Source organism: Metallibacterium sp. (genome assembly GCF_054637675.1).
In genome coordinates this window covers 42472-66822 of sequence record NZ_JBTSRB010000006.1, presented here as the reverse complement: position 1 = coordinate 66822, position 24351 = coordinate 42472, and the positions used below count along the sequence as shown (strand labels likewise).

The window sequence follows — 24351 nt, the reverse complement described above, 5'->3', positions numbered from 1 at the left end:
GCCCCCGGCTAGACTTCGCGTTTTGCCCGGGCTCGAAAGCCATGCCGATCGCCAAGGATCACGTCGTCAGCCTGCACTACCGCGTCAGCGAGGGCGGCCAGCCCATCGAAAGCTCGTTCGAGCGCAATGAGCCTCTGCACGTGCTGATCGGCCACCAGAACATCATCCCAGGCCTTGAGCAGGCGCTGCTCGGCCGTGATGCCGGTGAGCGCTTCAACATCACCGTGCCGCCCGAGCAGGCTTACGGTGCGCGTCAGGACGGCATGCTCGTGCGCGTGCCAAAGAAGTACTTCGCGCATGCAGGCCAGTTGCGCCCCGGCATGATGGTGCCGTTGGCGCTGAAGGACGGCGGTCAGGAGTGGGTCACCGTGACCAAGGTGGGCATGACCACGGTCGATGTCGATCGCAACCCGCCGATGGCTGGCAAGACGCTGGATTTCGAGGTGGAGATTCTCGCCGTGCGCGAAGCCAGCGCCGAAGAAGTCGCGCACCGCCATGCGCATGGCGCCGGCGGCGGTGCGCATAGCCATGGATGAGTCTGGGGGGGGTGCACGTGCTGCGTGAATCGGGAGCGGGGAGCCGATAACCGGGAGTGGGAAACGGGGGCGAAGCGCGTGGAGGTGCGGGCGCATGTCCGAGGGGGTCTTAGCGCAGCACGCGCTTGCCGTAGAGGAAATGCCGGCTCCAGTAGAGGTTGTCCAGCGCATCCAGGCGCACGGTGCCGCCGGTGTCCGGCGCATGCACGAAGCGACCCTTGCCGACGTAGATGCCGACATGGCTGACGCCGTTGCCCTCGGTCTGGAAAAATACCAGATCGCCGGGCGCAAGTTGCGCCAGATCAAGGCGCCGGTCGGGTAGACGGCTCATCTCGCGCGTGGTGCGCGGCAGATCCAATCTCGCCTCGGTGCGGTACACGTAGTCGACCAGGCCGCTGCAATCGAAACCGCTGGCGGGCGTGTTGCCGCCCCAGCGGTACGGCGTGCCGACCAGACTGATGGCGCGAAACAGCACGTTGTTGGCGGCCATCGCCGCGCTGCTGTTCGGCAGCGGGCGCGGCGGCGCGCTGGCGCAGGCGGCCAGCAACAGCAGCGCGAGCGCCAGCAGGATCAGTCGCAACCATCGATGCATCGGAGGACCTCGCTTGCGTCGCGGCGAGGTTAGCGCAGCGGCGCGGCAACTTGCACCACCAGGGTCAGCGGCGCCAGCTTCAGCGGCAGCAGCGCCGGTGGGTACACCGGGTTCTCGAACCGCGCCAGCGTTGCGCCGGAGAAGCTCTGCCCGGCGCTGAGCACGTAGCGGCGCGTGTTCGCCCCATGCACCGGCGTGTAGCTGCCGGTGCCTGCGAGTGGCGCAGGCGCGGGCACGGGTGGCGCGCTGGCGCAGGCAGCGAGCAGCACACCCCGCCAATAGACCAGCGACCTGCGCGCGTCGCTCGCGCCGTGCCGTCAGCGCAGCCAGACTCATGCCGGGGGCTTGTGCGCGGCTTTGCTTGCAGGTGTTTTCTCCGGGGGGATCTCAAATGTGATGGGCACTTCAATCCAACTCGCAACCGGCTTGCCACCCCGGGTTGCAGGTTTGAAGTGCCATTTGGTAGCTGCCTGCAGTGATGCATTGACCAGGTCCTGTGCTGGCTGCGGGCCAGGCTTCTGCACTTGCTTGATGGATAGCGGAGCGCCCTTTGTGCCGACCAGGACAGCCAGAAAGACCGTGCCCTGCTCGTGCTTTTTGACTGCATCGATGGGATAGCGCGGCGGCAACGTGTTGTTGAAGCTGATGTCTTGCGTAGGTGGATTCATGCCAGCCACGGTGTGTGTGGCAACCGGCACAGGGCTGGGTGCGGCCAGCACCGCGCCGCTAAGCAGGACCAAAATCAAGGCGGCACCGACTGCGCGGCGCGGCAGGGAACGAGGGGTTTGCGCAAGCATGGCGATACGCTCCTTGAGTTGACGCGGGTGGGCCACGCCACTGGCCAGCGGCAGGACGGCTCCGGTCGCGGCGAGCAGCAGGGTGTCGGCATAGGCGCGCGGCGCGGCGCGATGGCGCCGCAGCAGCAGCGCATCGCAAGCCAGCTCCTGATCGATCTGAAAACAGCGCCGCGCCCACGGCAGCAGCGGGTGCATCCAGAACAGCGCGCCCAGCAGCGCGGCGAGCAGGTTCCACCAGGCATCGCCTTGCGTGCGATGGCACAGCTCGTGGCGCAGGATGTGTGCCTGCTGCGCCGTGCTGTAGCGCTGCGTGAAGTCGGGCGGTAGCAGCAACAGCGGACGCGGCGCCCACAGTAGGGCCGGTCCCGCAGGGTGCATGGCGAGGCGCTGCGTGCGCGGCAGCGCATGCTGGCGGCGCACCGATTCGAGCATCGCCACGGGCAGTGCGTGCAAGCCACGGCGCAACGCCCGGTAGCGCCCTGTGAGCACCAGCAGCGCGCAGGCGCTCCCTGCGATCCAGACCATCAACAGCAGCAGCGCAGCGGGCGGCATTGTGGTAGCGCCGTGCGCCGGCGTGGCGTGCGCCAGCACCAGCATGCCGGCGTCCAGGTGGTACGGCAGTGCAGTCGATGCGGGACGCAGCGACGTCCACAGCGTGGCCAGCACCGCCACGGGCGGCAACAGCCATAGCCCATACGCGATGCGCATGCCGGCCAAGCGGCGCAGCGGATGACGCAGCAGCAATACCACCAGCAACGCCAGGCTGAATGCGGCCAGGGCATTCAGTGCGAACGCGGCCAGGGCGGACACGGCAACAGCATCGGGCGGAATCATGGTTGACTCCGCTTGTTCTTCTTGTCGGTGCGCCGTGTGATCGGCGCAGAGGACGCCGGCGCCGACTCGAGCTGGTCGAGCAGCGCGCGGATCTCGGCGATGTCCTTGCGGCTCAGTGCCTGGACGCGGCTGAAGTGTGCCAGCAGCGGCGGTAGGCGGCCAGCGAACAGGCGCTGCAGCAGCCCCCCGGCCTCCTCGCTGATCCACTCCTCGCGCTGCTTCAGCGCGGTGTAAATGTAGCGCCGGCCGTCGCGGTCGATCCGCACCACGCCCTTCTCGCGCAGGCGCGCCAGCAGGGTCTTGATCGTGGTCGGGCTCCAACTGCTGGAATCGGCGAGATGCGCCACGACCTGCTCGGCGCTGCTCGGACCGAGTGTCCACAGCGCTTCCATGACGCGACTTTCGGCGGGCGTGATCGACATGGCGAGATTCGGCTACGGATGTAGTCTATATGACTACGCCTGTAGTTTGTGGCTGTCAAGTGCTGCCGCGAAAACAGGCGCGTCATTGCACCCTGGCGCTATTGCGGCGCGGGCGCTGGAGCGGCTGCGCGGTCGGCGCAGCGCGCTATTGCTTCAGCCGGTCGCGGCCAGATCACCGTGCTCGTTTTCGAGGCGGCGTTCGAAATCCAGCGAGCGCTGCAGCGCGGCGGCGCGCAGCACCAGCGAGACCGGCTGGCCATTGCACAAGTTTGCGAGCAGGGACTGATGGAGGCAGGTGAAGGTGGGATCGGCCTGCGCCTCGGCCAGGGCGACGATCAGCGTGGCCAGCCAGCCACTGTCGGGATTGCGCAAAGTCAAAAGCAGTTCGGAAGTGGCGGCCATGGCAGTACTCTCGGGAGTCATGGCCAATCTGAAGCAGGCTCCGTGCCATACATTTACACATTGCAGAAACAATGATTTACGAATGACTCTGCAAGTCACGGTTTGTGATCATGCATGTGCTGCGCGTCACATTGCGACGCGCATGGGACCTTGCGCGGCAGCTTGCCGTCCCCTGGACACACGGCGCGCCACCATGCGAAAGGTACACACGACACCCGCTTACAATGCGCGCATGAGTGGCCAAAACGATGTACTGATTCTGGGTGCGGGCGTGATCGGTCTGGCTTGCGCGCTGCAGTTGCTGCGCGCAGGCGCGCGCGTCACCGTGATCGAGCAGACCGCGCCAGGCGCCGGCGCCTCGCACGGCAACTGCGGCACCATCACTCCCAGCCACGCGCCACCGCTGACCGCGCCGGGCGCGGTGCTGCGTGCGCTGCGCTCACTGCTGCATGCGGATGCGCCCTTGCGCATCAGTCCAGGGCTGGATCTGGCGCGCTGGCGCTGGTTGTTCGGTTTCGCGCAGCAGGCGCGTCCGACCGCGTTCTGGCGCGCCGCGCAGGCGCGCGCCGCGCTGCTGCAGCGTGCCCGTGATCTGCTGCCGCAGATGCTTGAGCGCGAAGGCATCGACGCCGGCTGGAGCGAGCAAGGTCTGTTGCTGGTGTTCCGCGACGCGCGCGCGTTGGCCGCCGAGCAGGACTATGTGGAGATGCTGCAGCGCCTGCAGATTGACGCGCGCGTGTTGTCTGGCGCCGAGGTTGAGGTGCGCGAGCCGGCGCTGCGCCCCGGCGTGGCTGGCGCCATCGAGCACACGGGCGATGCCATGCTGCGCCCGGAGCGGCTGATCGCGGGCCTGTCGGCCCGCGTGCAAGCCCTGGGCGGCGTGATCGAATCCGGCGCGCGCATCGAAGGCTTTGATACAGGCGACGCGCGCATCGCCGCGGTGCGCACCACGCGCGGCAGCTTCAGTGCCACGCAGGTGCTGCTGGCGCTGGGCGCGTGGTCGCCGCTGCTGGCGCGGCATCTGGGCCTGCGCATTCCGGTGCAGCCGGGCAAAGGCTATTCGATGACCTGGGACGCACAGCCCGATGCGCCGCGCGCGCCGCTGGTGCTGAAGGAGCGCAGCGTGTGCGTCACCGCCTGGGAGGACGGGTTTCGTCTGGGCAGCACGATGGAGTTTTCCGGCTGGTCCGAGGGTCTCAACCCGGTGCGCCTGGCCGCGTTGCAGCGCGCTGCGAGTGAATATCTGCGCCATCCGCCGCAGGCGCCGGCGCGCGAGCAATGGTGGGGCTGGCGACCGATGAGCCGCGACGAGGTGCCGTTGATCGGCCCGAGCACGCGCTGGCGCAACCTGTGGCTGGCCACCGGCCACGGCATGCTCGGTGTGAGCATGGCCGCGGCTACCGCGGAGTTGATCACGCAACTGCTGGATGGGCACGCGCCCACCCTTGATGCCGGGCTTTACGCGCCGGCACGCTTCGGCTTGTAAGACCGCGCTCGCGCTGTGGCATTGCGGCGGCGTCGCGTGCGCGTCGATCGGACTAGGATGGCGTCGCACTCACTGGAGAACCGCCATGAAACTCAACGTAGGCAGTCTGGATCGCATCATCCGTATCGCCATCGGCATCGCGTTGCTGGCCTTGATTTTCATTCTGCCGGGCAATGAGCGCTGGTGGGGCTTGATCGGCCTGCTGCCGCTGGGCACCGGCCTGTTCGGATTTTGCCCGGCGTACACGCTGTTCGGCCTCAACACCTGCCCGATGAAGACGCGTGCCAAGTCCTGATCGGGCTGGAATCGCGCCGGCTTTTTCGGAGTCATGGCCATGAGCGATTTCAGCCTGCATCGCGGCACCGCGCCGCTGCTGGTCAGCCTGCCGCACAACGGCATCGAACTGCCGTCCGCGATCGCCGCGACGCTGACGCCTGCGGCGCTGCGCGTGCCGGATACCGACTGGCACATGTCGCATCTGTACGGCTTCGCGGTGGAGCTGGGCGCCAGTGTGCTGGTGCCGCGCTGGTCGCGCTACGTGGTCGATCTGAATCGCCCGCCCGATGGTGCTGCGTTGTATCCGGGCCGCACCGAGACCGGACTTTGCCCGACCGAAACTTTCGCCGGCGAGGCGATCCATCAGGCGGGCGGTGCGCCCGATGTGTTTGTCACCGCGCAGCGCCGCGCGCGCTACTGGCAGCCGTATCACGACGCGCTGCGCGAGGAGCTGGCGCGGCTGCGCGCGCAGTTTCCGCGCGTGCTGCTGTGGGAAGGCCACTCGATCCGCGGGCGCGTGCCGCGCCTGTTCGATGGCGAGCTGCCGGATCTGAATCTGGGCAGCGCCGACGGTTTCAGCTGCGACGCGTCGGTGCAGTTGGCCATCGCGCACGCGCTGGCCGCGCAGCACGACTACAGCTACATCATCAACGGGCGTTTCAAGGGCGGCTACATCACGCGCCATTACGGCCAACCGCAGCAGGGCGTGCACGCGCTGCAACTGGAGCTGGCGCAGCGCACCTACATGGATGAGGACAGCTTCGCCTGGGACGGCGCGCGCGCCACGCGCCTGCAAAGCTTGCTGCGCGTGTTGCTGCAGGCGGGGCTGACGGCGGTCGGCTGAATCAAGTGCGGCATGACACCAAGGCGATCAAGCACGAAATGCGGAACGCGGTGAGAACGCACGTCCATGCAGCGAAGCTGGCAGCCAGCAGGCCCGGCCCGATTCAGCGCGCGAAATCCAGCGGCCGGGTCAGGCGCGCCAGCGCGCCAGCCTGCGCATCAAGCAGCGCTTGCGGCTGCTCCACGCGCATGCCCAGCGGGCGGATCTGGCCGTCGAACAGGCTGTAAATCCAGGCGTGCACGGCGATTTCCTGGCCGCGCGCCCACGCGTCCTGCACTACCGTGGTCAGGCACACGTTGGCGGCTTGCTCGATCACGTTCAACTCGCACAGGCGCGCGTGGCGCAGGCTGTCCATGTCGACTTCATCGAGCATGGCGCGGTGTTTGATCAGCACGTCGCCGACGTGGCGCAGCCAGTTGTCCACAAGGCCCAGACGGCTTTGATCCAGCACCGCCTGCACGCCGCCGCAGCCATAGTGTCCGACCACGAGGATGTGCTTGACCTTGAGCACATCGACTGCGAACTGGATGGTGCTGAGGCAGTTCAGATCGCCGTGCGCCACCACGTTGGCGACGTTGCGATGCACGAACACCTCGCCTGGTGGCAGGCCGATGATTTCGTTGGCCGGCACGCGGCTGTCGGCGCAGCCGATCCACAGGTATTGCGGCGCCTGCTGGCGTGACAGGCGCTTGAAAAAATCGGGTTCACGATCGCGCTGGGTTTGCGCCCAGCGGCGATTGTTGGCCAGCAGTTCGGCGATTTTCGGCATGCGCGCAGGATAACCCAGAGCACTGCGCGCATGGCGCGCGAGGCCCCCAGGATCGGCGCCGCGGACGCCATGTTCACCGCGCTCAGAACGTCGCGCTGCCCGGCGTGCGCGGGTAGGGGATGGCATCGCGGATATTGCTCAGTCCGCACAGATAACACAGCAGGCGCTCGAAGCCGAGGCCGAAACCGGCGTGCGGCACGCTGCCATAGCGGCGCAGATCGCGGTACCACTGGTAGTGCGCCGGATCGAGCTTGAACTGCTGCATGCGCCGGTCGAGATAATCCAGGCGCTCCTCGCGCTGGCTGCCGCCGATGATCTCGCCGATGCCGGGCGCCAGCACATCCATCGCCGCCACGGTGCGGCCGTCGTCGTTGAGGCGCATGTAGAACGCCTTGATCGCCTCGGGATAGTTCATCACCACCACCGGGCGGCCGACGTGCTCCTCGGCCAGATAGCGTTCATGTTCGGTCTGCAAGTCGATGCCCCAGGCCACCGGGAACTCGAACTTGCGCGGCGCGTTTTGCAGAATACTGATCGCCTCGCCGTAATCGATGCGTGCGAACGGCTCGCGCACGAACGACTCGATGCGGCTGATCACCGTGGGCTCGACGCGCTCGGCGAAGAACGCCAGATCATCCATGCGCTCGTCCAGCACGGCCTTGAAGATGGCCTTGAGAAAACCCTCGGCGAGCGTGGCGTCGGTGCCCAGATCAGCAAACGCGATCTCCGGCTCGACCATCCAGAACTCGGCCAGATGGCGCGCGGTGTTGGAGTTCTCGGCGCGGAAGGTCGGCCCGAAGGTGTACACCTTGCTCAGCGCCAGGCAGTAGGCCTCGACATTGAGCTGGCCGGAGACGGTGAGAAACGCCTCCTTGCCGAAGAAGTCCTTGTCGAAATCGATACCGCCGCCTGGTGTGTGCGGCAGGTTGGCCAGGTCCAGCGTGGACACGCGGAACATCTGTCCGGCACCCTCGGCATCGGAAGTGGTGATGATCGGCGTGTTCACCCACACGAAACCCTGCGCGCCCAGATAGCGATGGATGGCGCTCATCGCGGTGTGGCGCACGCGCGCCACCGCGCCGATCAGGTTGGTGCGCGGGCGCAGGTGCGCGACCTCGCGCAAGAACTCCAGTGAATGCGCCTTGGGTTGGATCGGATAAGTCTCGGGATCTTCGACGAAGCCGGTCACCTCGATGGCGCTGGCCTGGATCTCGAACGACTGTCCCTGACCCTGCGAAGGGCTCAGCAGGCCGGTGGCGCGCAGCGCGCAGCCGGCGCCGAGGCGCCTGATCTCGGATTCGTAGTTGCCCAGCGTGGCTGGTGCGACGATCTGGATCGGCGCGAAACACGAGCCGTCGGACAGGTTGATGAACGACAGCCCGGCCCTGGAGTCGCGCCGCGTGCGTACCCAGCCCTGCACGGTCACGCTGTGGCCGGACTGCGCGCCCGCGAGAGCCTGCTTGACACTCAAGATCGCCATGGTCATTCGCTCCTCGGGTGCGCTCGCGCGCCTGCGGCCAAACCCGGATCGTACCCGAGCCCCGCGCGCGCGCTAAACTGCCAGCATGAAAAACGTTGCATCTCTGCCCATCACCCTCAGTGCCGCCGCGCGTGCGCGTTGCGCCGAGTTTTTGGCGCATCAGCCTGATGCGCGTGCGGTGCGGTTTTCGGTCAAGCGCAGCGGCTGCTCGGGTTACAGCTACGTGGTCGATCTGGCCGATGAGCTGGGTGCCGATGATCTGCTGGCCGAATACGAGGGCGTGCCGGTCGTGGTGGCTGAGGCCAGCCTGCCGATGCTGCAGGGCGTGCAGGTGGACTTCCGTCGCGAGGGCCTGAATGCGGCTTTCGTGTTCGAGAATCCCAACGCCACCGGCGCCTGCGGCTGCGGCGAGAGCTTCACCGTCGGCTGATCCCGCCGCGCCAGTGCAAGCGCGGTCGGCTTGCCGCGCAGGCCGCGCCGCGGCTACACTTCCGCTTCTGTCTGCCGCGTGCAGGCAGCTCTTGCCTCACCGCCGGCCCGTGGTCGCGTCGGGAGGCTGCGCCTTTCGGGGCCATCCACGAGGACACAGCATGCGTCATTACGAAGTCGTGTTTCTGGTCCACCCGGACCAGAGCGAGCAGGTTCCGGCCATGCTCGAGCGTTACAAGAACCTGGTCGAGACCGATGGCGGCAAGATCCATCGCATCGAGGACTGGGGCCGTCGCCAACTGGCCTACACCATCCAGGACTTGGCCAAGGCGCACTACGCCATGCTCAATATCGAGTGCGGCGCCAAGACCGTGGCCGAGCTGGATACGGGCTTCCGCTTCAACGATGCCGTGTTGCGGCATCTGATCACACGTCGCGACGATGCCGTGACCGAGCCTTCGCCGATCCTGAAGGCCAAGGAAAAGGAAGAGTCCAAGTCGCCGCGGCGTCGTGACGAGGACGGCGAAGGCGCCGTCGAATCGCGCGAACAGGCCGCCTGAGGAGCATCGCCATGTCCAAATTCTTCCGCCGCCGCAAGTTCTGCAAATTCACCGCCGAGGGCGTGACCGAGATCGACTACAAGGATCTCAACACCCTGCGCCAATACCTCACCGAGAACGCCAAGATCGTGCCCAGCCGCGTGTCCGGCACCAAGGCGCGCTATCAGCGCCAGTTGGCCACGGCGGTCAAGCGCGCGCGCTTCCTGGCGCTGTTGCCCTACACCGACGCGCACGACGTCTGAGCCGGCGCTTGCGCTGATTCGGACACCCGCAAGGTTGCGCCCGCGTGGCGCTGACGAATACGGATACCACCATGGAACTAATCCTGCTTGAGAAAGTGAAAAACCTGGGCAACCTCGGCGACAAGGTCCAGGTCAAACCCGGTTATGGCCGCAATTATCTGGTGCCGCACGGCAAGGCGGCACCGGCCACGGCGGCCAATCTGGCCGACTTCGAGAAGCGTCGCGCCGAACTCGAAGCCAGGCACAACGCGCTGCTCGCCTCCGCCGAGGCGCGCCGCGCCGCGCTGGATGGCCAGGAAGTCAGCCTCAGCGTCAATGCCAGCCCGGAAGGCAAGTTGTACGGCTCGGTCGGTCCGCGCGAAATCGCCGAGGCTTTTACCGCGCGCGGTCTGCACGTGGAAAAAAGCGAAGTGATCATGCCTGAAGGCCCGATCCGCGCGACCGGCGAATCCAGCCTGACGCTGGCTCTGCATGCTGATGTCAATGCCGCGATCAAGGTGATCGTGCAGGCGTTGTGATTCCACGCTGCGCTGCTTGACCACGACGGGCGCCCTGGGCGCCCGTCGTTTTTCACTGCATTTTCTCCAGCACTGCGTGATCGCGTCGCAGGCACTGCGACGCCGCAGGCGCACTTTCGCGCACAGCTTATCCACAGGCTTGTGCTCTTCCGCCCTGTCGCGCCGCGGTCCATCATCCCCGCTTGGCCGCGCGTCGCCCGGCCACCGCGCAAGCCGGAGTTTCCATGCCTTCCCTGATGCCCGAACGCAAGCCCGCACCGTCCATCGACAGTCTGCGCATTCCGCCGCATTCGATCGAGGCCGAGCAGGCGGTGCTGGGCGGCATCATGCTGCAGCCCGAGGCATGGGATCGCATCGCCGACCTGGTCACCGCCGAAGATTTTTACCGGCGCGATCATCGCCTGATCTTTGCCGCCATCGGCCAATTGATCGAGCGCAACCAGCCCTGCGATGCGATCACCCTGGGCGAGTGGTTCGAGTCGCAGCAGCAGGCCGGCGATGTCGGCGGCATGGGTTATCTGGCCGAGTTGGTCAACAACACGCCCAGCGCCGCCAATGTGCGCGCCTACGCCGAGATCGTGCGCGAGAAGTCCCTGCTGCGCCGCCTGATCGACGCCGGCGTGTCCATCGCCGAGGACGGCTACCGCCCCGAGGGCCGCGCCACGCGCGAGCTGGTGGATCTGGCCGAGCAGCGCGTGTTCGCCATCGCCGAGGGCGGCAAGCGCGCCGGGCAGGGCTACGTCGGCATGCACGAAACCGCGCGCGAGGTGCTGCGCCTGCTGCAAGAGCGCTACGAGCACCGTGGCCAGCTCACCGGGCTGGCCACCGGCTTCACCGATCTGGATCGCCTGACCTCGGGCCTGCAGCCCTCCGATCTGGTCATCGTCGCGGCGCGCCCGGCCATGGGCAAGACCGCGTTCGCGCTGAACATCGCCGAGCACGCCGCACTGCGCAGCAAGAAAACCGCGCTGGTGTTCTCGATGGAAATGTCGGCCACGCAGTTGGGTTTTCGTCTGGTGTCCTCGGTCGGGCGCATCGACCAGACGCAACTGCGCAACGGCGATATTCCCGACGAGGACTGGCCGCGCGTGACCAATGCCATGAGCCTGCTCAGCGGTGCGCACATCTTCGTCGATGACACCCCGGCACTGGCGCCGATGGAACTGCGCGCGCGCGCGCGGCGTCTGCAGCGCGAGCACGGCCTCGGCCTGATCGTGATCGATTACCTGCAACTGATGCAGGTCCCCGGCAACACCGAGAACCGCGCCACTGAAATCTCGGAAATCTCGCGCGGCCTCAAGGCGCTGGCCAAAGAGCTCAACGTGCCGGTGGTGGCGCTGTCACAGCTCAACCGATCCCTGGAACAGCGCACCGACAAGCGCCCGGTAATGGCCGACCTGCGCGAGTCCGGCGCCATCGAGCAGGACGCCGACGTGATCATGTTCATCTACCGCGATGAGTATTACCACAAGGATTCACCCGACAAGGGCCTTGCCGAGGTGATCATCGGCAAGCAGCGCAACGGTCCCACCGGCACGTTCAAATTGGCTTTTCTGGGTCGCTACACCAAGTTCGAGAACTATGATCCAGGCCAGTACGGCGGGAGTTTCGAGTGAGTCGACTGGCCGTCGCGCACATCGATCTCGCGGTACTGACGGCCAACCTCACGCGCCTGCGCGCACTGGCCGCGCCTGCGCGACTGATGGCGGTGATCAAGGCCGATGGTTACGGCCACGGCCTGGAGCGCGTGGCGCGCGCCTTTGCTGGCGCCGATGCCTTTGGTGTGGCCGCCATCGCCGACGGCCAGCGCCTGCGCGCGGCCGGGCACGACGAGCGCATCGTGGTCTTGTCCGGACCGGATGCGCCGGGCGATCTGGCTGAACTGCGCCGCCTCGATCTGGACGCGGTGATCCATCACCCCAGCCAACTCGAGTGGCTGGAAGCCGAGGCTGGCGGCGCGCCGTTGCGCGTGTGGCTGAAGATCGATTCTGGCATGCACCGGCTGGGCTTCGCGCCGGCGCGCGTGGCCGAGGTGCATGCGCGCCTGACGCGGCTGCCGCAGGTGTCCCCGGAGATCGTGCTGATGACGCATTTCGCTGCCTCGGACGAGTTCGTCAATCCGGTCACCGCGCAACAGATCGAAACCTTCGCCGCCGCCACGCGCGGTCTGCCGGGGCCGCGTTCGCTGTCCAATTCGGCGGCGCTGCTGGGCTGGCCGTCGGCACGCGGCGACTGGGTGCGCGCCGGCGGGTTGCTGTATGGATTGTCGGTGGTCGCGGGCAAAACCGGCACCGATCATGGCGTGGCGCCGGCGATGCGTTTGGCCACGCGCCTGATCGCGATCAACCGCGTCGCACGTGGCGAATCGATCGGCTATGCAGGCACCTGGCGCTGCCCCGAGGACATGCCGGTGGGCATCGCCGCGATCGGTTATGGCGACGGCTATCCGCGCAGCGCGCCCAGTGGCACGCCGGTGTTGCTGCGCGAACGCGAGGTGGCGCTGATCGGGCGCGTGTCGATGGACCTCCTGGCGCTGGATTTGCGTGTCGTGCCCAACGCCCAGGTTGGCGACGAAGTGGTGTTGTGGGGGCCGGATCTGCCGGTCGAGCACATCGCCGCCGCCGCCGGCACGATCAGTTACGAGCTGACCTGCGGCGTGACCCGACGGGTGTTGTTCGTCGAGGGTTGAGGACCGCGCGCCGCCGTCATCGGCGCGCCATCGCAGCGCGTCAAGCTGAACCCGCGCTGCGCGCGGGATGAACTTTGCTGCGATGCAGCGAGTCTGACTTCCGTGTGCCGCGCCGTGGCTGGATCAGCGCGCCGGTGCAGTCGCGCTGACGCAGCCTTGCGCGCCGCTCTCTCGCGGGCAGTCCTGCACAGGTGCGGCCCTGCCTCGATGATCAGGAGAAATTCCCATGCAAGAAATCGATGTCGCCAAGCAGGCGTTTGCCATGCCACTGGCGCACCCCGCCTATCCGCGCGGTCCGTACCGCTTCGTCAATCGCGAGTTTTTCGTCATCACCTACCGCACCGATCCGGCACGCTTGCGCGCGCTGGTGCCGGAGCCGTTGCAGCCGCTGGATGACACGGTGAAGTTCGAATTCATCTCGATGCCAGATTCGACCGGCTTTGGCCACTACCACGAGTCGGGTCAGGTCGTGCCGGTGACCTACAAGGGCAAGCCGGGCACGTATCAGATCGCGATGTTTCTCGACGACGAGGCGCCGCTGGCCGGTGGCCGCGAGATCTGGGGTTTTCCCAAGACCATGGGCAAGCCGACGCTGCGCGTGGAGAAAGACACCCTGCTGGGTACGCTCGATTACGGTCCGGTGCGCATCGCCACCGGCACCATGGGCTTCAAGCACAAGGCGCTGGATCTGGACGCGGTGCGCAAGAGCCTGAGCGCGCCCAATTATCTGTTGAAGATCATTCCGCACGTGGACTGCACGCCGCGCATCTGCGAGCTGGTCGAGTACGACCTCGACGATCTCGTGGTCAAGGGCGCGTGGAGCGGCCCCGCCGCGCTGGAATTGCACCAGCACGCGCTGGCGCCGGTGACCGATCTGCCGGTGCTGGAAGTGGTCTCGGCGGTGCACGTGCTGACCGACCTCACCCTCGGCCTCGGGCGCGTGGCGCACGATTATCTGGCCAGGCCGCGCGCAAGATGAGCGCGTGCGCGCGACGCTTTCGCAAGCCCATTCGTCCATCCATTCGCAAGCCAGGAGTCACACCATGAACATGCAGCTCAGTCTCAAGGACAAGACCGCCATCGTCACCGGCGCTGCCAGCGGCATCGGCCATGAAATCGCCGAAACCTACGCCCGCGCCGGTGCCAAGGTCGCCATCGCCGATTTGAATCTGGAGGCCGCCAAGGCCACCGCAGAAGCCATCAACAAGGCCGGCGGCAAGGCCATGGGCGTGGCCATGAACGTCACCGACGAGGCCCAGGTCAACGCCGGTTGCGCGGCAGTGGCCAGGGCTTTTGGCGCGGTGGATATTCTGGTGTCCAACGCCGGTATCCAGATCGTCAATCCGATCGAGAGTTATGCCTTCGCTGACTGGAAGAAACTGCTCGCCATCCATCTCGACGGCGCCTTCCTCACCACCAAGGCGGTGCTGCCCGGCATGTACGCGAAGAAGTCGGGCGTGGTCATCTACATGGGCTCGGTGCACTCGCACGAGGCGTCCAAGCTGAAGAGCGCCTACGTCACCGCCAAGCACGGTCTGCTAGGGCTGGCACGTGTGCTGGCCAAGGAAGGCGGCGACAAGGGCGTGCGCTCGCATGTGATCTGCCCCGGCTTCGTGCGCACACCGCTGGTGGAAAAACAAATTCCCGAGCAAGCCAAGGAGCTGGGCATCAGCGAGGCGGACGTGATCAAGAACGTGATGCTCAAGGACACGGTCGACGGCGAGTTCACCACCACCGCCGACATCGCCAACCTAGCGCTGTTTCTTGCCGCATTCCCCACGGCGGCGCTGACTGGGCAGTCGGTCATCGCCAGCCATGGCTGGTTCATGAACTGAGATGGATCGATTCGCAAAACCGGGCATTCCTGTCGCGGTTTGCGAGCCAATGGTCGCGGCCAGGCCGCGCCACCTTTGTCGCGACAAGCACTGACGTACTCGTCGCGGCGGTACGCCCCCGTGTCGGAGCGGTTTTTCAGACTGCTGCACACAGGCCATCACTGCACAGGAGCAAGCCCGTGGCGCGCACACCGACACTTACACCGACACGCACACGCACACGCACACCCGCACGCACTGAACGCGCGCCGGCACGCGCTGCGGCTGCGCGCATCGACGCGCCCGCTCACGCCACGCCTGCAACGGCCGCTGCCGCCGCGACAGATCCGTTGCACAAGAACCTCGCCCAATACGGCGAAACCGCGCTGGTGCTGCAAGGTGGCGGTGCGCTGGGTGCTTATCAGGGCGGCATCTACGAGGCGCTGGACGCGGCGGCGGTGCGCATCGATCGCATCGCCGGCATTTCCATCGGCTCGATCAATGCCGCGCTGATCGCCGGCAATCCACCCGCGCAGCGCGTCAAGGCACTGCGCGAATTCTGGCAACTGGTGACACGTCAGCCACTGCTGCCGCCCTCGCCGTGGGAGTTGTTCGAGGACGCACTGGAATGGCCCGCGCCGTTGCGCGAGTGGCAAGGCCATATCGAGGGCCTGCGCGCGATCATGGAAGGCCAGCGTGGATTTTTTCATCCGCGCCAGAATCTGCTGCAGAGCCCGCACTTCACCAGCTTCTACGACACCGCGCCGTTGCGCGCCACGCTGGAAAGCCTGGTGGATTTCGAGCTGCTCAATCAAGGTCCGATGCGCATCAGCGTGGCCGCGGTCAATGTGAGAAGCGGCAACTTCGAGGTCTTCGACAGCGCCGAGCAAAAGCTGGGGCCGGAGCACATCATGGCCTCGGGCGCGTTGCCGCCGGGCTTTCCGCCGGTGCAGGTGGGCAAGGAGTTCTACTGGGACGGCGGGCTGGTATCCAACACGCCGCTGCTGCAGGTGCTGGGCGGACATCCCCAGCAGAACACGCTGGTGTTTCAGGTGGATCTGTGGAACGCCGAGGGCGCGTTGCCCAGGGATTTGGCGCAGGTGCTGTCGCGGCAAAAGGACATTCAATTCTCCAGCCGCACGCGCGCGTTTACCGACCTGCTGCAGCGCGCGCACGAGCAGCGCCACATCCTGCGCGAGCTGCTGCAGCGCATTCCGCGCGCGCAGCACGATGCGTTCTGCCGCGAGGTCGAGGCGATGGCGCGCGACGAGCGCTACAACGTCGTGCACATGATTTATCGCGACAAGCCGCAAGACGGCCAGGAGAAGGACTACCAGTTCGGCCGCCGCGCCATGCTGCGCCACTGGGGCGCCGGCCGCGCCGACACGCGCGCCACGCTGGCGCACGCCGACTGGTTCGCGCTGCCCGCTGCCGCGCACCCGTTCCGTACCCACGACCTGCATCGTGGTGGCTGATGGCGCCGCACACGGCGTCTCACGGTGCGCGACGCCGACTCGCTATGCTGCGCGCTCCGATCAGGAGCAGGTCGTGGCCAAGGCGAAAACCGCGTACGTCTGCAATCAGTGCGGTGCCGAGCACACGCGCTGGCAGGGCCAGTGCGCGGCGTGTGGCGCCTGGGACACCTTGAGCGAAATCGTGTTGGAATCCGTCACGCGCGCTGTGCCGGTGGTCAAGCGCAGCGGCTATGCCGGGCAGATCAGCGCGCGCATCACACCCTTGACCGAAGTGGCGCTGCAGGCGGAGGCGCGCAGCCTGATCGGCATCGGCGAGCTGGACCGCGTGCTCGGCGGCGGCCTGGTGCAGGGTTCGGTGGTGCTGGTCGGCGGCGATCCCGGCATCGGCAAATCCACGCTGTTGCTGCAGATGCTGGGCGCGCTGGGTGCGCGCCTCAAGGGTTTGTACGTCAGCGGCGAGGAGTCGCTGGCGCAGATCGCCGCGCGCGCGCAACGCCTCGGACTGGAACTCGGTCCTCTGCACGGGTTGGCCGAAACCTGCATCGAGCGCATCCTCGAACACGCGCAGGCCGCGCATCCGCAGTTGCTGGTGATCGATTCGGTGCAGACGCTGTGGAGCGAACAACTTGGCGCCGCGCCGGGTTCCATCAGCCAGGTGCGCGAGACCGCCGCGCGCCTGGTGCGCTATGCCAAGGAAACCGGCACCAGCGTGTTTCTGGTCGGGCACGTGACCAAGGAAGGTGGCATCGCCGGTCCGCGCGTGCTGGAGCACATGGTCGATGCGGTGCTGTATTTCGAGGGCGATGCCGACAGCCGCTTCCGCGTGCTGCGCGCGTTCAAGAACCGCTTTGGCGCGGTCAATGAGCTGGGCGTGTTCGCCATGAGCGAGCGCGGCCTGCGCGAGGTGCCCAATCCCTCGGCGATTTTTCTCGGCACGCACAGCGGGCCGACGCCGGGCAGCGCGGTGATGGTCACGCGCGAGGGCACGCGCCCGCTGCTGGTCGAGGTGCAGGCGCTGGTCGATGCCTCGCCGCTGGCCAATCCGCGGCGCGTGGCGCTGGGCCTGGACGGCAGCCGCATGGCGATGCTGCTGGCGGTGCTGCACCGGCATGGCGGTGCGGCGGTGTACGACCAGGATGTGTTCGTCAACATCGTCGGCGGCATCCGCGTGCAGGAAACCGCGGCCGACCTGCCGGTGCTGCTGGCGGTGCATTCCAGCTTTCGCGATCGCGCGCTGGCCGGCAAGACCGCGCTGTTCGGCGAGGTGGGCCTGTCCGGCGAGATCCGCCCGGTGCCCAACGGCGAGGAGCGCCTCAAGGAAGCCGCCAGCCACGGCTTCGAGCGCGCCATCGTGCCGCGTGCCAACGCGCCGAAGAAAAGCCATCATGGCGCGATGGAAATCATCGCCGTCGAGCGCCTCGATCAGGCGCTGGCGGTCAGCCTGTAGACTTCAGCGCAACATCAGGAGAGCGGTTGGAAAACCGCGACAAAGGTGGCGCGGCCCTGCCGCGATCGTTTGCTTGCAAACCACGGTAGGATGCCCGGTTTTGCAAATTGACAAGGAGATTTCGCGATGAGCGCCAGCGACGAATTGCGTCTGCACATCAGCCAGGTGGGCGATTACGCCTTCCGCATCGAGTTCGAGGGCACGCAACTGCAGGCCCTGCTCAGCGACGAGCCATCACCGCTGGGCCACGATGAAGGCCCCAATCCCTCGCGCCTGCTGCTGGCGGCGATCGGCAACTGCATGGCGGCCAGCCTGGTATTCGCGCTGCGCAAGTTCAAGAATCAGCCCGGTCCGATCACCGCCAGCGTGCGCGCCACGCCCGAACGCAACGCTGAAGGGCGCTGGCGCATTGCACGCGCCGAGATCGAGCTGCGCCTGGCCGAGCCGGGCGAGCATCACGCGCAACTGGAGCGCATCCTGCAGCAGTTCGAGAATTTCTGCGTGGTCACGCAGAGCGTGCGCGAGGGCATCGCGGTCGCGGCGCGCGTGCTCGATAGCAGCGGCAAACAACTGCACCCGCCGCCGCAGGCTTGAGCCCCGAGCCCCACCGCTACCGCCCCAGCTCCGCCAGTTCGCGATGCAGCAGTTCGGGTTGCTCCACGTTCAACTCGAGCAGGCGCTTGAGGCGCGCGAAGCTGTCCAGATCAATGCGATCCCAGGCAAAGGCCAGTTGCGTCGGATCGGCGCGCACCAAGCTCACGCCCATGCTCACCGGCAGGCTCTCGAAGATGCGCAGATCCATGCGAAAGCGCGTGCCGGGTGCTTGATCGCAGCCGGCGGGGTGCGAGACCAGTACGCCGCGCAGCGACAAGTCGATGAGATCGGCGGGCCAGGAGCCGTCGCGCGCGTACAGCTTCACCGCGCCTTGCAGCGTGATGCGCTGGAAACGACGACGTTCGCAGGACGGGCGCGAGGCTTCCATGACGTTGCGATCCGCAGGGCGGTGACGCGATTGTGCGCATGCTGCAGCGTGCGCGGCAAGCCATGCCGCCGACCGATGCGGCTCAGCCGCTACGACGCAGCAGCAGTTCCAGCACGAACTTGGTGCCGAAGAACGCGAGGATCAGCACCGCCATGCCGGCCAGCGTCAGCCATACCGCCTGGCGCCCGCGCCAGCCCCAGCGCCAGCGCCCCAGCAGCAGCACGCCGAACACCAGCCAGGCCAGAATCGAGAGCACGGTCTTGTGCACCAGATGCTGGTCGAACAGATTGGTCACGAACAGCGCGCCGCTGAGCAGGGTCAGGCTAAGCAGCACGAAACCGGCGCTGATCAATCGGAACATCAACGTTTCGGTCAGCGTCAGCGGCGGCAGCGCGCCGAGGAAGGCGGGCATGCGGTGGTGCCTGAGCGAGCGCTCCTGAAACGCCAGCAACAGCGCCAGCAGCGCCGCGATCGAGAGCAGGCCGTAGCTCAGCAGCGCAAGGGTCACGTGCAGCTTGATCTGCCAGTCGAGCTGCAACGGCGCCGTCGGCGGCGCCAGAAATACATCCACCGCCAACAGCGCCGCGGCCAGTGGAAACAGGATCACCCCCAGCGCCGCGACCGGGCGCCACAGGTTGACGATCAGGGTCAGCGCGGCGATCACGCAGGCGATCAGCGACAGCGCGGCGAAAAAGTGCAAGTCCAGCGCGCCGCGATGCGCCAGCGCGATCTCGCTGGCGTGCGCCAGCACCGCCAGCGTCGCCACGCCCAGCGCCGTGCCTCGCGGTGCCTCGCGTCCGTCCAGCACCGGCCGCGCCAGCAGCGCGGCGGCGGCCAGATACAGCGCGATCGCGGCAAAGGTCAACGGCAGCATGCGCAAAGTGTGGCACAGCGGGGCCGGGCTGCGATCGCACCGCTATACTGCGCGCTTTCCGCCTGATTGCACCCCCATGTTCGAGACCCTCAGCCAGCGCCTTGGCGCTACCGTCGAGCGTTTGCGCGGCCGCGGCCGGCTGACCGAGGAAAACATCCGCGAGAGCCTGCGCGAGGTGCGCATCGCGCTGCTCGAAGCCGATGTCGCGCTGCCGGTGGTGCAGGCGCTGATCGAGCGCGTCAAGGTGCGCGCGGTGGGGCAGGAGGTGCTGAAGAGCCTTACCCCCGGCCAGGCGCTGGTGAAGGTGGTGCGCGACGAGCTGACAGCGCTGATGGGCACCGCCAATGCCGCGCTGGATCTGGCCGCGACACCGCCCGCGGTGGTGCTGATGGCGGGCCTGCAGGGCGCGGGCAAGACCACGACCGTGGCCAAGCTGGCGCGTTTCCTCAAGGAGCGCGCCAGGAAGAAAGTGCTGGTGGTCAGTTGCGACGTGTACCGTCCCGCCGCCATCGAGCAGTTGCAGACGCTGGCCGCGCAGGTCGAGGTGGGTTTCATCGCCACGCCGTCGGGGCTGACGCCGGTGGCCATCGCGCGCCACGCGCTGGAGCAGGCGCGGCGTGAAGTCGCCGACGTGCTCATCGTCGATACCGCCGGCCGGCTGGCGATCGACGCCGCGATGATGGACGAGGTCAAGGCCCTGCACGCGGCGCTGAAGCCGGTCGAGACGCTGTTCGTGGTCGATGCCATGACTGGCCAGGACGCGGCCACCACCGCCAAGGCTTTTGCCGAGGCGCTGCCGCTGACCGGCGTGATCCTGACCAAGACCGACGGCGATGCGCGCGGCGGCGCGGCGCTGTCGGTGCGCTATGTCACCGGCCGCCCGATCAAGTTCCTCGGCGCCGGCGAGAAAACCGACGCGCTGGAGCCGTTCCATCCGGATCGTCTCGCGCAGCGCATCCTCGGCATGGGCGATGTACTCAGCCTGGTCGAGGAAGTCGAGCGCAAGGTCGATCAGGACAAGGCGCAGCAATTGGCGATGAAGGTCGCCAAGGGCAAGCGCTTCGACCTCAACGACATGAAGGACCAGCTCGAGCAGATGCTCAACATGGGTGGTCTGGCCGGGCTGATGGACAAGTTGCCCGGCGTGTCGGGGCTGCCGGACAGCGTCAAGTCCAAGGTCAACGACCGCGAAGTGCGGCGCATGATCGCGGTGATCAACTCGATGACGCGCAAGGAGCGCCGCCATCCCGACCTGCTCAACGGCTCGCGACGCGCACGCGTGGCGCGCGGTTCCGGCATGCAACCGGCCGATGTCAACCGCCTGCTCAAGCAGTACCAGCAGATGGAAAAGATGATGTCGAAAATCTCGCGCGGTGGCATCAAGGGCATGATGCGGCAGATGCAGGGCGCGCTGCGCGGTGGCGGCCTGCCGCCCGGCGCGGGCATGCGCTGAAGCGATTGCGATGCAGCGCTAGACTCGCCAGCGCCGTGCGTGGCCCATTCTTTCCGCGGTCGCGGCCACGCCGCGCGAAATCCTCGCGTCGCGCTCATGTCACTGGAGAACTCGATGCACGAATCGCGCCCTGCGCCAGCCTTGTGGGTCGTGGTGCCGATGTACAACGAGGCCGAGGTACTGCCGGAATTCCAGGCGCGGCTGTTGCGCGTGCTCGACGCGCTCGATCTGCCCGCGCGCGTGCTTTACGTGGATGACGGCAGTCGCGATGCGAGCTGGGCGCTGGCGCGGGATTTCGCCCGGCTCGATCCACGTGTGCACGGACTCAAGCTGAGCCGCAATTTCGGCAAGGAGACGGCGCTGACCGCGGGCCTCGATGCCGTGGCGCGTGCCAACAACGTGGCCGCCTGCGTGGTCATCGATGCCGATCTGCAAGACCCGCCCGAGGTGATCCACGAATTGATCGCGCGCTGGCGCGAGGGCGCCGATATGGTCTACGCCACGCGCCGGCGGCGGCTGGGCGAGAGCGGCATCAAGCGCCTGACCGCGGCGGTCTTTTATCGGTTGATGCGCCGGCTTTCGGCCACCGCGGTGCCGCAGGATACCGGCGATTTTCGTTTGCTCTCGGCGCGCGCGCTGCGCGCGCTGGCCGGACTGCGTGAGCGCCAGCGCTTCATGAAGGGTCTGTTCGCGTGGATCGGCTATCCGCAGGCACAGGTGCTATACGACCGCGCGCCGCGCGCCGCCGGCGCCACCAAGTGGAACTACGGGCGCCTGTGGCGCTTCGCGGTCGAGGGTATTACTTCGTTCTCCACCATGCCGCTGCGCCTGGCGACCTGGGTCGGCGTGCTGACCTCGGTGCTGGCCTTCGCGTATGGCGCATGGATCGTGCTCAAGGTGTTCGTGTGGGGCATCAGCGTGCCCGGTTACGCCTCTTTGATCGTCGCGATCCTGTTCCTCGGTGGCATGCAACTGCTGGCGCTGGGCATCATCGGCGAGTACGTCGGGCGCACTTATCTGGAGGTCAAGCAGCGCCCGCTGTATCTGATCGAAGCCAGCGTTGGAGCCGCCGCGCCGCCGTCGGACGCGATGCCGTGATGCGCGTTGCGTGGCGTTTTCATGGGGGTCGCTGGTGACGACAACAACTGCGCGCCAACGCCGCGCGGCGCTGTTGGTGCTGCTGGTGATGTGGTTGGGGTTGTGGTTTGCCGGCAGCCAGTACCGTTCCTTGCTCGAGCCCGATGAAGGCCGCTATGCCGAGGTGCCGCGCGAGATGGTGGCCAGCGGCAACTGGGTCACGCCGCGCTATGACGGCGTGCTGTTTTTCGACAAACCCACGCTGCAGTACTGGGGCACGGCGCTGGCCTACGAGGCGTTCGGCGCCAGCAACTGGAGCGCGCGCCTGTGGGGTCTGCTGACCGGTTTGCTGGGCATGCTCGCGGTGGGCTGGGCTGGTGCGCGCGCGTTCGGGCGTACCGCTGGCATCAGCGCCGCGCTGGTGCTTGGCAGCAGTCTGCTGTGGGTCGTCGGCAGCCACCTCAACACGCTGGATCTGGGCGTGAGTGCGTTTCTCGGGTTGTCGCTGTGCACGTTCATTCTGGCGCAATTGCCGGATGCCTCGGCGCGCGCGCAACGCGGCTGGATGTTGCTCACCTGGGCGGCAATGGCCGCGGCGTTTCTGTCCAAGGGACTGATCGGCGTGGTGTTCCCCGGTGGCGCGCTGTTTTTCTACATGCTGTGGACGCGCCAGTGGCATCTGCTGAAACGCATGCACTGGCTATCGGGACTGCCGCTGCTGCTGATGCTGGCGCTACCGTGGTTCATCGCGCTGAATCTGCGCCACGGGCAGTTTCTCGATTATTTCTTCATCCGCCAGCAGTTCACGCGCTTTCTCACCGATCGCGATGATCGTGCGCATCCGATCTGGTTCTTCCTGCCGGTGCTGGTGATCGGCATGTTCCCGTGGCTGGCGTTGCTGCCGGCGGCGCTGCGCGTGCCGCCGCGGCAGACGGGTTTCGATGCGCGCAAACTGCTGTGGATCTGGGTGCTGATGATCTTCGTGTTCTTCAGCGTCTCGCATTCCAAGCTGCCGCTGTATCTGCTGCCGGTGTTCCCGGCGGTGGCGCTGCTGATCGGCGACGCCATCGCGCGCATGCGTGCGCGCGCTCTCGGCATCGGCATCGCGATTGCAGCCGCTCTGCTGCTGATCGCCATTCCATTAGCGCTGCTGTGGCATGTACCGAGTGACCTGCTTGCCTTGGCCGCCGTGTTTCATGGCTACACGCGGCATCTGGCCTGGATCATGATGCTGGTGGCCTTGGCGTTGGCCGTGGCGGCGTGGCTGGCATGGCGCGGGCGCAAGCTGGCCGGCGTCGGCGTGGCCGCCTGCGCCGGCCTGGGGCTGATGCAGGCGGCGCTGATCGGCTTTCAGGCGCTGGCGCCGGCCTATTCGGCGGCACCGCTGTCGGCTGCGATGCAGCCGTGGCTGAAGCCGAATGCACCGATCTACATGGTCGACACGCTGCAGCGCGGTTTGCCGTTTTACCTGCGGCATCAGGTAACACTGGTGGGCGAGGCGCCCTACGACTTGCGCGACGGCCTGCGCTGGCAGCCGCAATTGCTGTGGTCCTTGACGGCTTTCCAACACGCCTGGCGCGCGCAGCCCGATGCGCTGGCGGTGATCACGCCGCCGCGTTTCGCCGCGCTGCTGCTGCAGGGTCTGCCGATGCGCGTGATCGCCACGTCGCCCAGGTGGGTGCTGGTGCGGCGCCCGCCTGTGGCGGCGGATGCGCATGCGCAGGCCAGCGTGGATAATCGCGCGCCACCGTTCGCGACATCCGCCGCATGCCCGCACGTTTCCTTGTCCGCCGCTCCGCCATCCACGGCAACGGCGTGTTCGCCCGTACCCCCTTCGCTGCTGCCCGCCGCGTCCTCGAATACAGGGGACGGTTGATCACCCACGCCGAGGCCGATCGGCTCTACGGCGGCAGCGTCGAGCAGGGCCACACGTTCCTGTTCAATCTCAACGAGAGCTACATCATCGACGGCAACCAGGGCGGCAACAGCGCGCGCTGGATCAATCACAGTTGCGCGCCCAACTGCCGCGCCGAGGTGCATGTGAACATCGACGGCGACGCACGCCGCGATCGCGTCATCATCGTGGCGCTGCGCGACATCGCCCCGGGCGAGGAGCTCACCTACAATTACGGCATCGTGCTGGAAGTGCCGCATACGTCGCGCCTGAAACGGTTGTGGGCTTGTCGTTGCGGCATGCCGCGCTGCAGCGGCACGCTGCTGCAGCCGCGCGCGCGGCGGCGCAGGCCCGAATGACTCCGAGTGACACGCAGCACGATCTTGCCGAAAGTGGCATTCACCAAGGCAGTCATTGCGGTGGCGATCTTGATCGAAAGCCTGGCCCGCGTTCCGGCGG

General features: G+C 66.9%; 28 protein-coding genes. 19 read left to right on the top strand and 9 right to left on the bottom strand.

The features are described 5' to 3' along the window. Window positions 1-41 precede the first annotated feature (41 nt). Complete coding sequence (locus ACYDAT_RS03655; RefSeq protein ID WP_461438220.1) at window positions 42-536, top strand: FKBP-type peptidyl-prolyl cis-trans isomerase; 495 nt, start codon at window positions 42-44, stop codon at window positions 534-536. Window positions 537-645: 109 nt separating this feature from the next. Here the strand turns inward: ACYDAT_RS03655 and ACYDAT_RS03650 are convergent, their stop codons facing one another. From ACYDAT_RS03650 to ACYDAT_RS03630, 5 genes are all read right to left on the bottom strand, one after another. Further along, entirely contained in the window at window positions 646-1128 is a 483-nt protein-coding gene (locus tag ACYDAT_RS03650) for a C40 family peptidase (RefSeq protein WP_461440786.1), read from the bottom strand. Between the two features lie 29 nt (window positions 1129-1157). After that, window positions 1158-1364 (bottom strand): hypothetical protein, encoded by a 207-nt coding sequence (locus tag ACYDAT_RS03645; RefSeq protein WP_461448491.1) that lies wholly within the window; start codon window positions 1362-1364, stop codon window positions 1158-1160. Between the two features lie 96 nt (window positions 1365-1460). Continuing rightward, window positions 1461-2759: a TonB family protein gene (locus ACYDAT_RS03640; RefSeq protein WP_461448490.1), complete on the bottom strand. Its 1299-nt coding sequence runs from the start codon at window positions 2757-2759 to the stop codon at window positions 1461-1463. Further along, complete coding sequence (locus ACYDAT_RS03635; RefSeq protein WP_461438217.1) at window positions 2756-3181, bottom strand: BlaI/MecI/CopY family transcriptional regulator; 426 nt, start codon at window positions 3179-3181, stop codon at window positions 2756-2758. Before ACYDAT_RS03635 ends, ACYDAT_RS03640 begins: the two co-directional genes overlap by 4 nt. A 153-nt stretch (window positions 3182-3334) precedes the next feature. Next, on the bottom strand, window positions 3335-3583 hold the full coding sequence (locus ACYDAT_RS03630; protein ID WP_461438216.1) for a hypothetical protein: 249 nt from the start codon (window positions 3581-3583) through the stop codon (window positions 3335-3337). A 232-nt stretch (window positions 3584-3815) separates the two neighbouring features. On the opposite strand from ACYDAT_RS03630, the gene ACYDAT_RS03625 reads away from it, so the two are divergent. The 3 genes from ACYDAT_RS03625 (at window position 3816) to hutG (ending at window position 6189) form a co-directional block, all read left to right on the top strand. Then, window positions 3816-5069: an NAD(P)/FAD-dependent oxidoreductase gene (locus ACYDAT_RS03625; protein WP_461448489.1), complete on the top strand. Its 1254-nt coding sequence runs from the start codon at window positions 3816-3818 to the stop codon at window positions 5067-5069. Window positions 5070-5154: 85 nt separating this feature from the next. Then, entirely contained in the window at window positions 5155-5364 is a 210-nt protein-coding gene (locus tag ACYDAT_RS03620) for a YgaP family membrane protein (RefSeq protein WP_297927060.1), read from the top strand. A 39-nt stretch (window positions 5365-5403) separates the two neighbouring features. After that, window positions 5404-6189 (top strand): N-formylglutamate deformylase, encoded by a 786-nt coding sequence (gene hutG / locus ACYDAT_RS03615; RefSeq protein WP_461438214.1) that lies wholly within the window; start codon window positions 5404-5406, stop codon window positions 6187-6189. A 103-nt stretch (window positions 6190-6292) separates the two neighbouring features. Here the strand turns inward: hutG and can are convergent, their stop codons facing one another. Together can and asnS are read right to left on the bottom strand one after the other, a co-directional pair. After that, window positions 6293-6958, bottom strand: a complete 666-nt coding sequence (can, locus tag ACYDAT_RS03610) for a carbonate dehydratase (protein WP_461438213.1) — start codon at window positions 6956-6958, stop codon at window positions 6293-6295. 82 nt (window positions 6959-7040) lie between these two features. Further along, window positions 7041-8438, bottom strand: a complete 1398-nt coding sequence (asnS, locus tag ACYDAT_RS03605) for an asparagine--tRNA ligase (protein ID WP_461438212.1) — start codon at window positions 8436-8438, stop codon at window positions 7041-7043. A gap of 103 nt (window positions 8439-8541) precedes the next feature. Between asnS and ACYDAT_RS03600 the strand changes: the two genes are divergently transcribed. From ACYDAT_RS03600 to ACYDAT_RS03550, 11 genes are all read left to right on the top strand, one after another. Beyond that, window positions 8542-8868, top strand: a complete 327-nt coding sequence (locus tag ACYDAT_RS03600; protein WP_461448508.1) for a HesB/IscA family protein — start codon at window positions 8542-8544, stop codon at window positions 8866-8868. Between the two features lie 160 nt (window positions 8869-9028). Beyond that, window positions 9029-9427 carry a 30S ribosomal protein S6 gene (gene rpsF / locus ACYDAT_RS03595; RefSeq protein WP_461438211.1) on the top strand — a complete coding sequence of 133 codons (399 nt, stop codon included), beginning with the start codon at window positions 9029-9031 and terminating at the stop codon, window positions 9425-9427. 11 nt (window positions 9428-9438) lie between these two features. After that, on the top strand, window positions 9439-9669 hold the full coding sequence (gene rpsR / locus ACYDAT_RS03590; protein ID WP_297905197.1) for a 30S ribosomal protein S18: 231 nt from the start codon (window positions 9439-9441) through the stop codon (window positions 9667-9669). Between the two features lie 71 nt (window positions 9670-9740). Next, complete coding sequence (gene rplI / locus ACYDAT_RS03585) at window positions 9741-10187, top strand: 50S ribosomal protein L9 (protein WP_461438210.1); 447 nt, start codon at window positions 9741-9743, stop codon at window positions 10185-10187. A 224-nt stretch (window positions 10188-10411) separates the two neighbouring features. Then, the gene (dnaB, locus tag ACYDAT_RS03580; RefSeq protein WP_461448488.1) at window positions 10412-11803 is read left to right on the top strand and encodes a replicative DNA helicase; all 1392 of its coding nucleotides are present in this window, start codon (window positions 10412-10414) and stop codon (window positions 11801-11803) included. Beyond that, window positions 11800-12876 (top strand): alanine racemase, encoded by a 1077-nt coding sequence (gene alr, locus ACYDAT_RS03575; protein ID WP_461438208.1) that lies wholly within the window; start codon window positions 11800-11802, stop codon window positions 12874-12876. Before dnaB ends, alr begins: the two co-directional genes overlap by 4 nt. Before the next feature lie 226 nt (window positions 12877-13102). After that, complete coding sequence (locus tag ACYDAT_RS03570) at window positions 13103-13855, top strand: acetoacetate decarboxylase (RefSeq protein ID WP_461438207.1); 753 nt, start codon at window positions 13103-13105, stop codon at window positions 13853-13855. 70 nt (window positions 13856-13925) lie between these two features. Further along, window positions 13926-14711, top strand: a complete 786-nt coding sequence (locus tag ACYDAT_RS03565) for a 3-hydroxybutyrate dehydrogenase (protein WP_461448507.1) — start codon at window positions 13926-13928, stop codon at window positions 14709-14711. Between the two features lie 329 nt (window positions 14712-15040). Beyond that, window positions 15041-16165, top strand: coding sequence for a patatin-like phospholipase family protein (locus ACYDAT_RS03560; protein WP_461448487.1), 1125 nt, complete (start codon window positions 15041-15043; stop codon window positions 16163-16165). Window positions 16166-16238: 73 nt separating this feature from the next. After that, window positions 16239-17612: a DNA repair protein RadA gene (radA, locus tag ACYDAT_RS03555; RefSeq protein ID WP_461438205.1), complete on the top strand. Its 1374-nt coding sequence runs from the start codon at window positions 16239-16241 to the stop codon at window positions 17610-17612. A 126-nt stretch (window positions 17613-17738) separates the two neighbouring features. After that, window positions 17739-18206, top strand: a complete 468-nt coding sequence (locus ACYDAT_RS03550) for an OsmC family protein (RefSeq protein ID WP_461448486.1) — start codon at window positions 17739-17741, stop codon at window positions 18204-18206. Between the two features lie 16 nt (window positions 18207-18222). On the opposite strand, the gene ACYDAT_RS03545 is transcribed toward ACYDAT_RS03550, so the two are convergent. After that, window positions 18223-18594 carry a PilZ domain-containing protein gene (locus ACYDAT_RS03545; RefSeq protein ID WP_461438203.1) on the bottom strand — a complete coding sequence of 124 codons (372 nt, stop codon included), beginning with the start codon at window positions 18592-18594 and terminating at the stop codon, window positions 18223-18225. Between the two features lie 82 nt (window positions 18595-18676). Beyond that, window positions 18677-19468, bottom strand: a complete 792-nt coding sequence (locus tag ACYDAT_RS03540) for a cytochrome C assembly family protein (protein WP_461438202.1) — start codon at window positions 19466-19468, stop codon at window positions 18677-18679. 76 nt (window positions 19469-19544) lie between these two features. On the opposite strand from ACYDAT_RS03540, the gene ffh reads away from it, so the two are divergent. The 4 genes from ffh to ACYDAT_RS03520 all read left to right on the top strand — a co-directional run bounded on the left by ffh (window position 19545) and on the right by ACYDAT_RS03520 (window position 24251). Beyond that, window positions 19545-20921, top strand: coding sequence for a signal recognition particle protein (ffh, locus tag ACYDAT_RS03535; RefSeq protein WP_461438201.1), 1377 nt, complete (start codon window positions 19545-19547; stop codon window positions 20919-20921). Between the two features lie 114 nt (window positions 20922-21035). Further along, on the top strand, window positions 21036-22019 hold the full coding sequence (locus tag ACYDAT_RS03530) for a glycosyltransferase family 2 protein (RefSeq protein ID WP_461438200.1): 984 nt from the start codon (window positions 21036-21038) through the stop codon (window positions 22017-22019). 34 nt (window positions 22020-22053) lie between these two features. Next, window positions 22054-23874: a phospholipid carrier-dependent glycosyltransferase gene (locus ACYDAT_RS03525; RefSeq protein WP_461438199.1), complete on the top strand. Its 1821-nt coding sequence runs from the start codon at window positions 22054-22056 to the stop codon at window positions 23872-23874. Continuing rightward, on the top strand, window positions 23766-24251 hold the full coding sequence (locus ACYDAT_RS03520) for an SET domain-containing protein (RefSeq protein ID WP_461438198.1): 486 nt from the start codon (window positions 23766-23768) through the stop codon (window positions 24249-24251). The genes ACYDAT_RS03525 and ACYDAT_RS03520 overlap by 109 nt, the downstream gene beginning before the upstream one ends. Window positions 24252-24351: the final 100 nt, after the last annotated feature.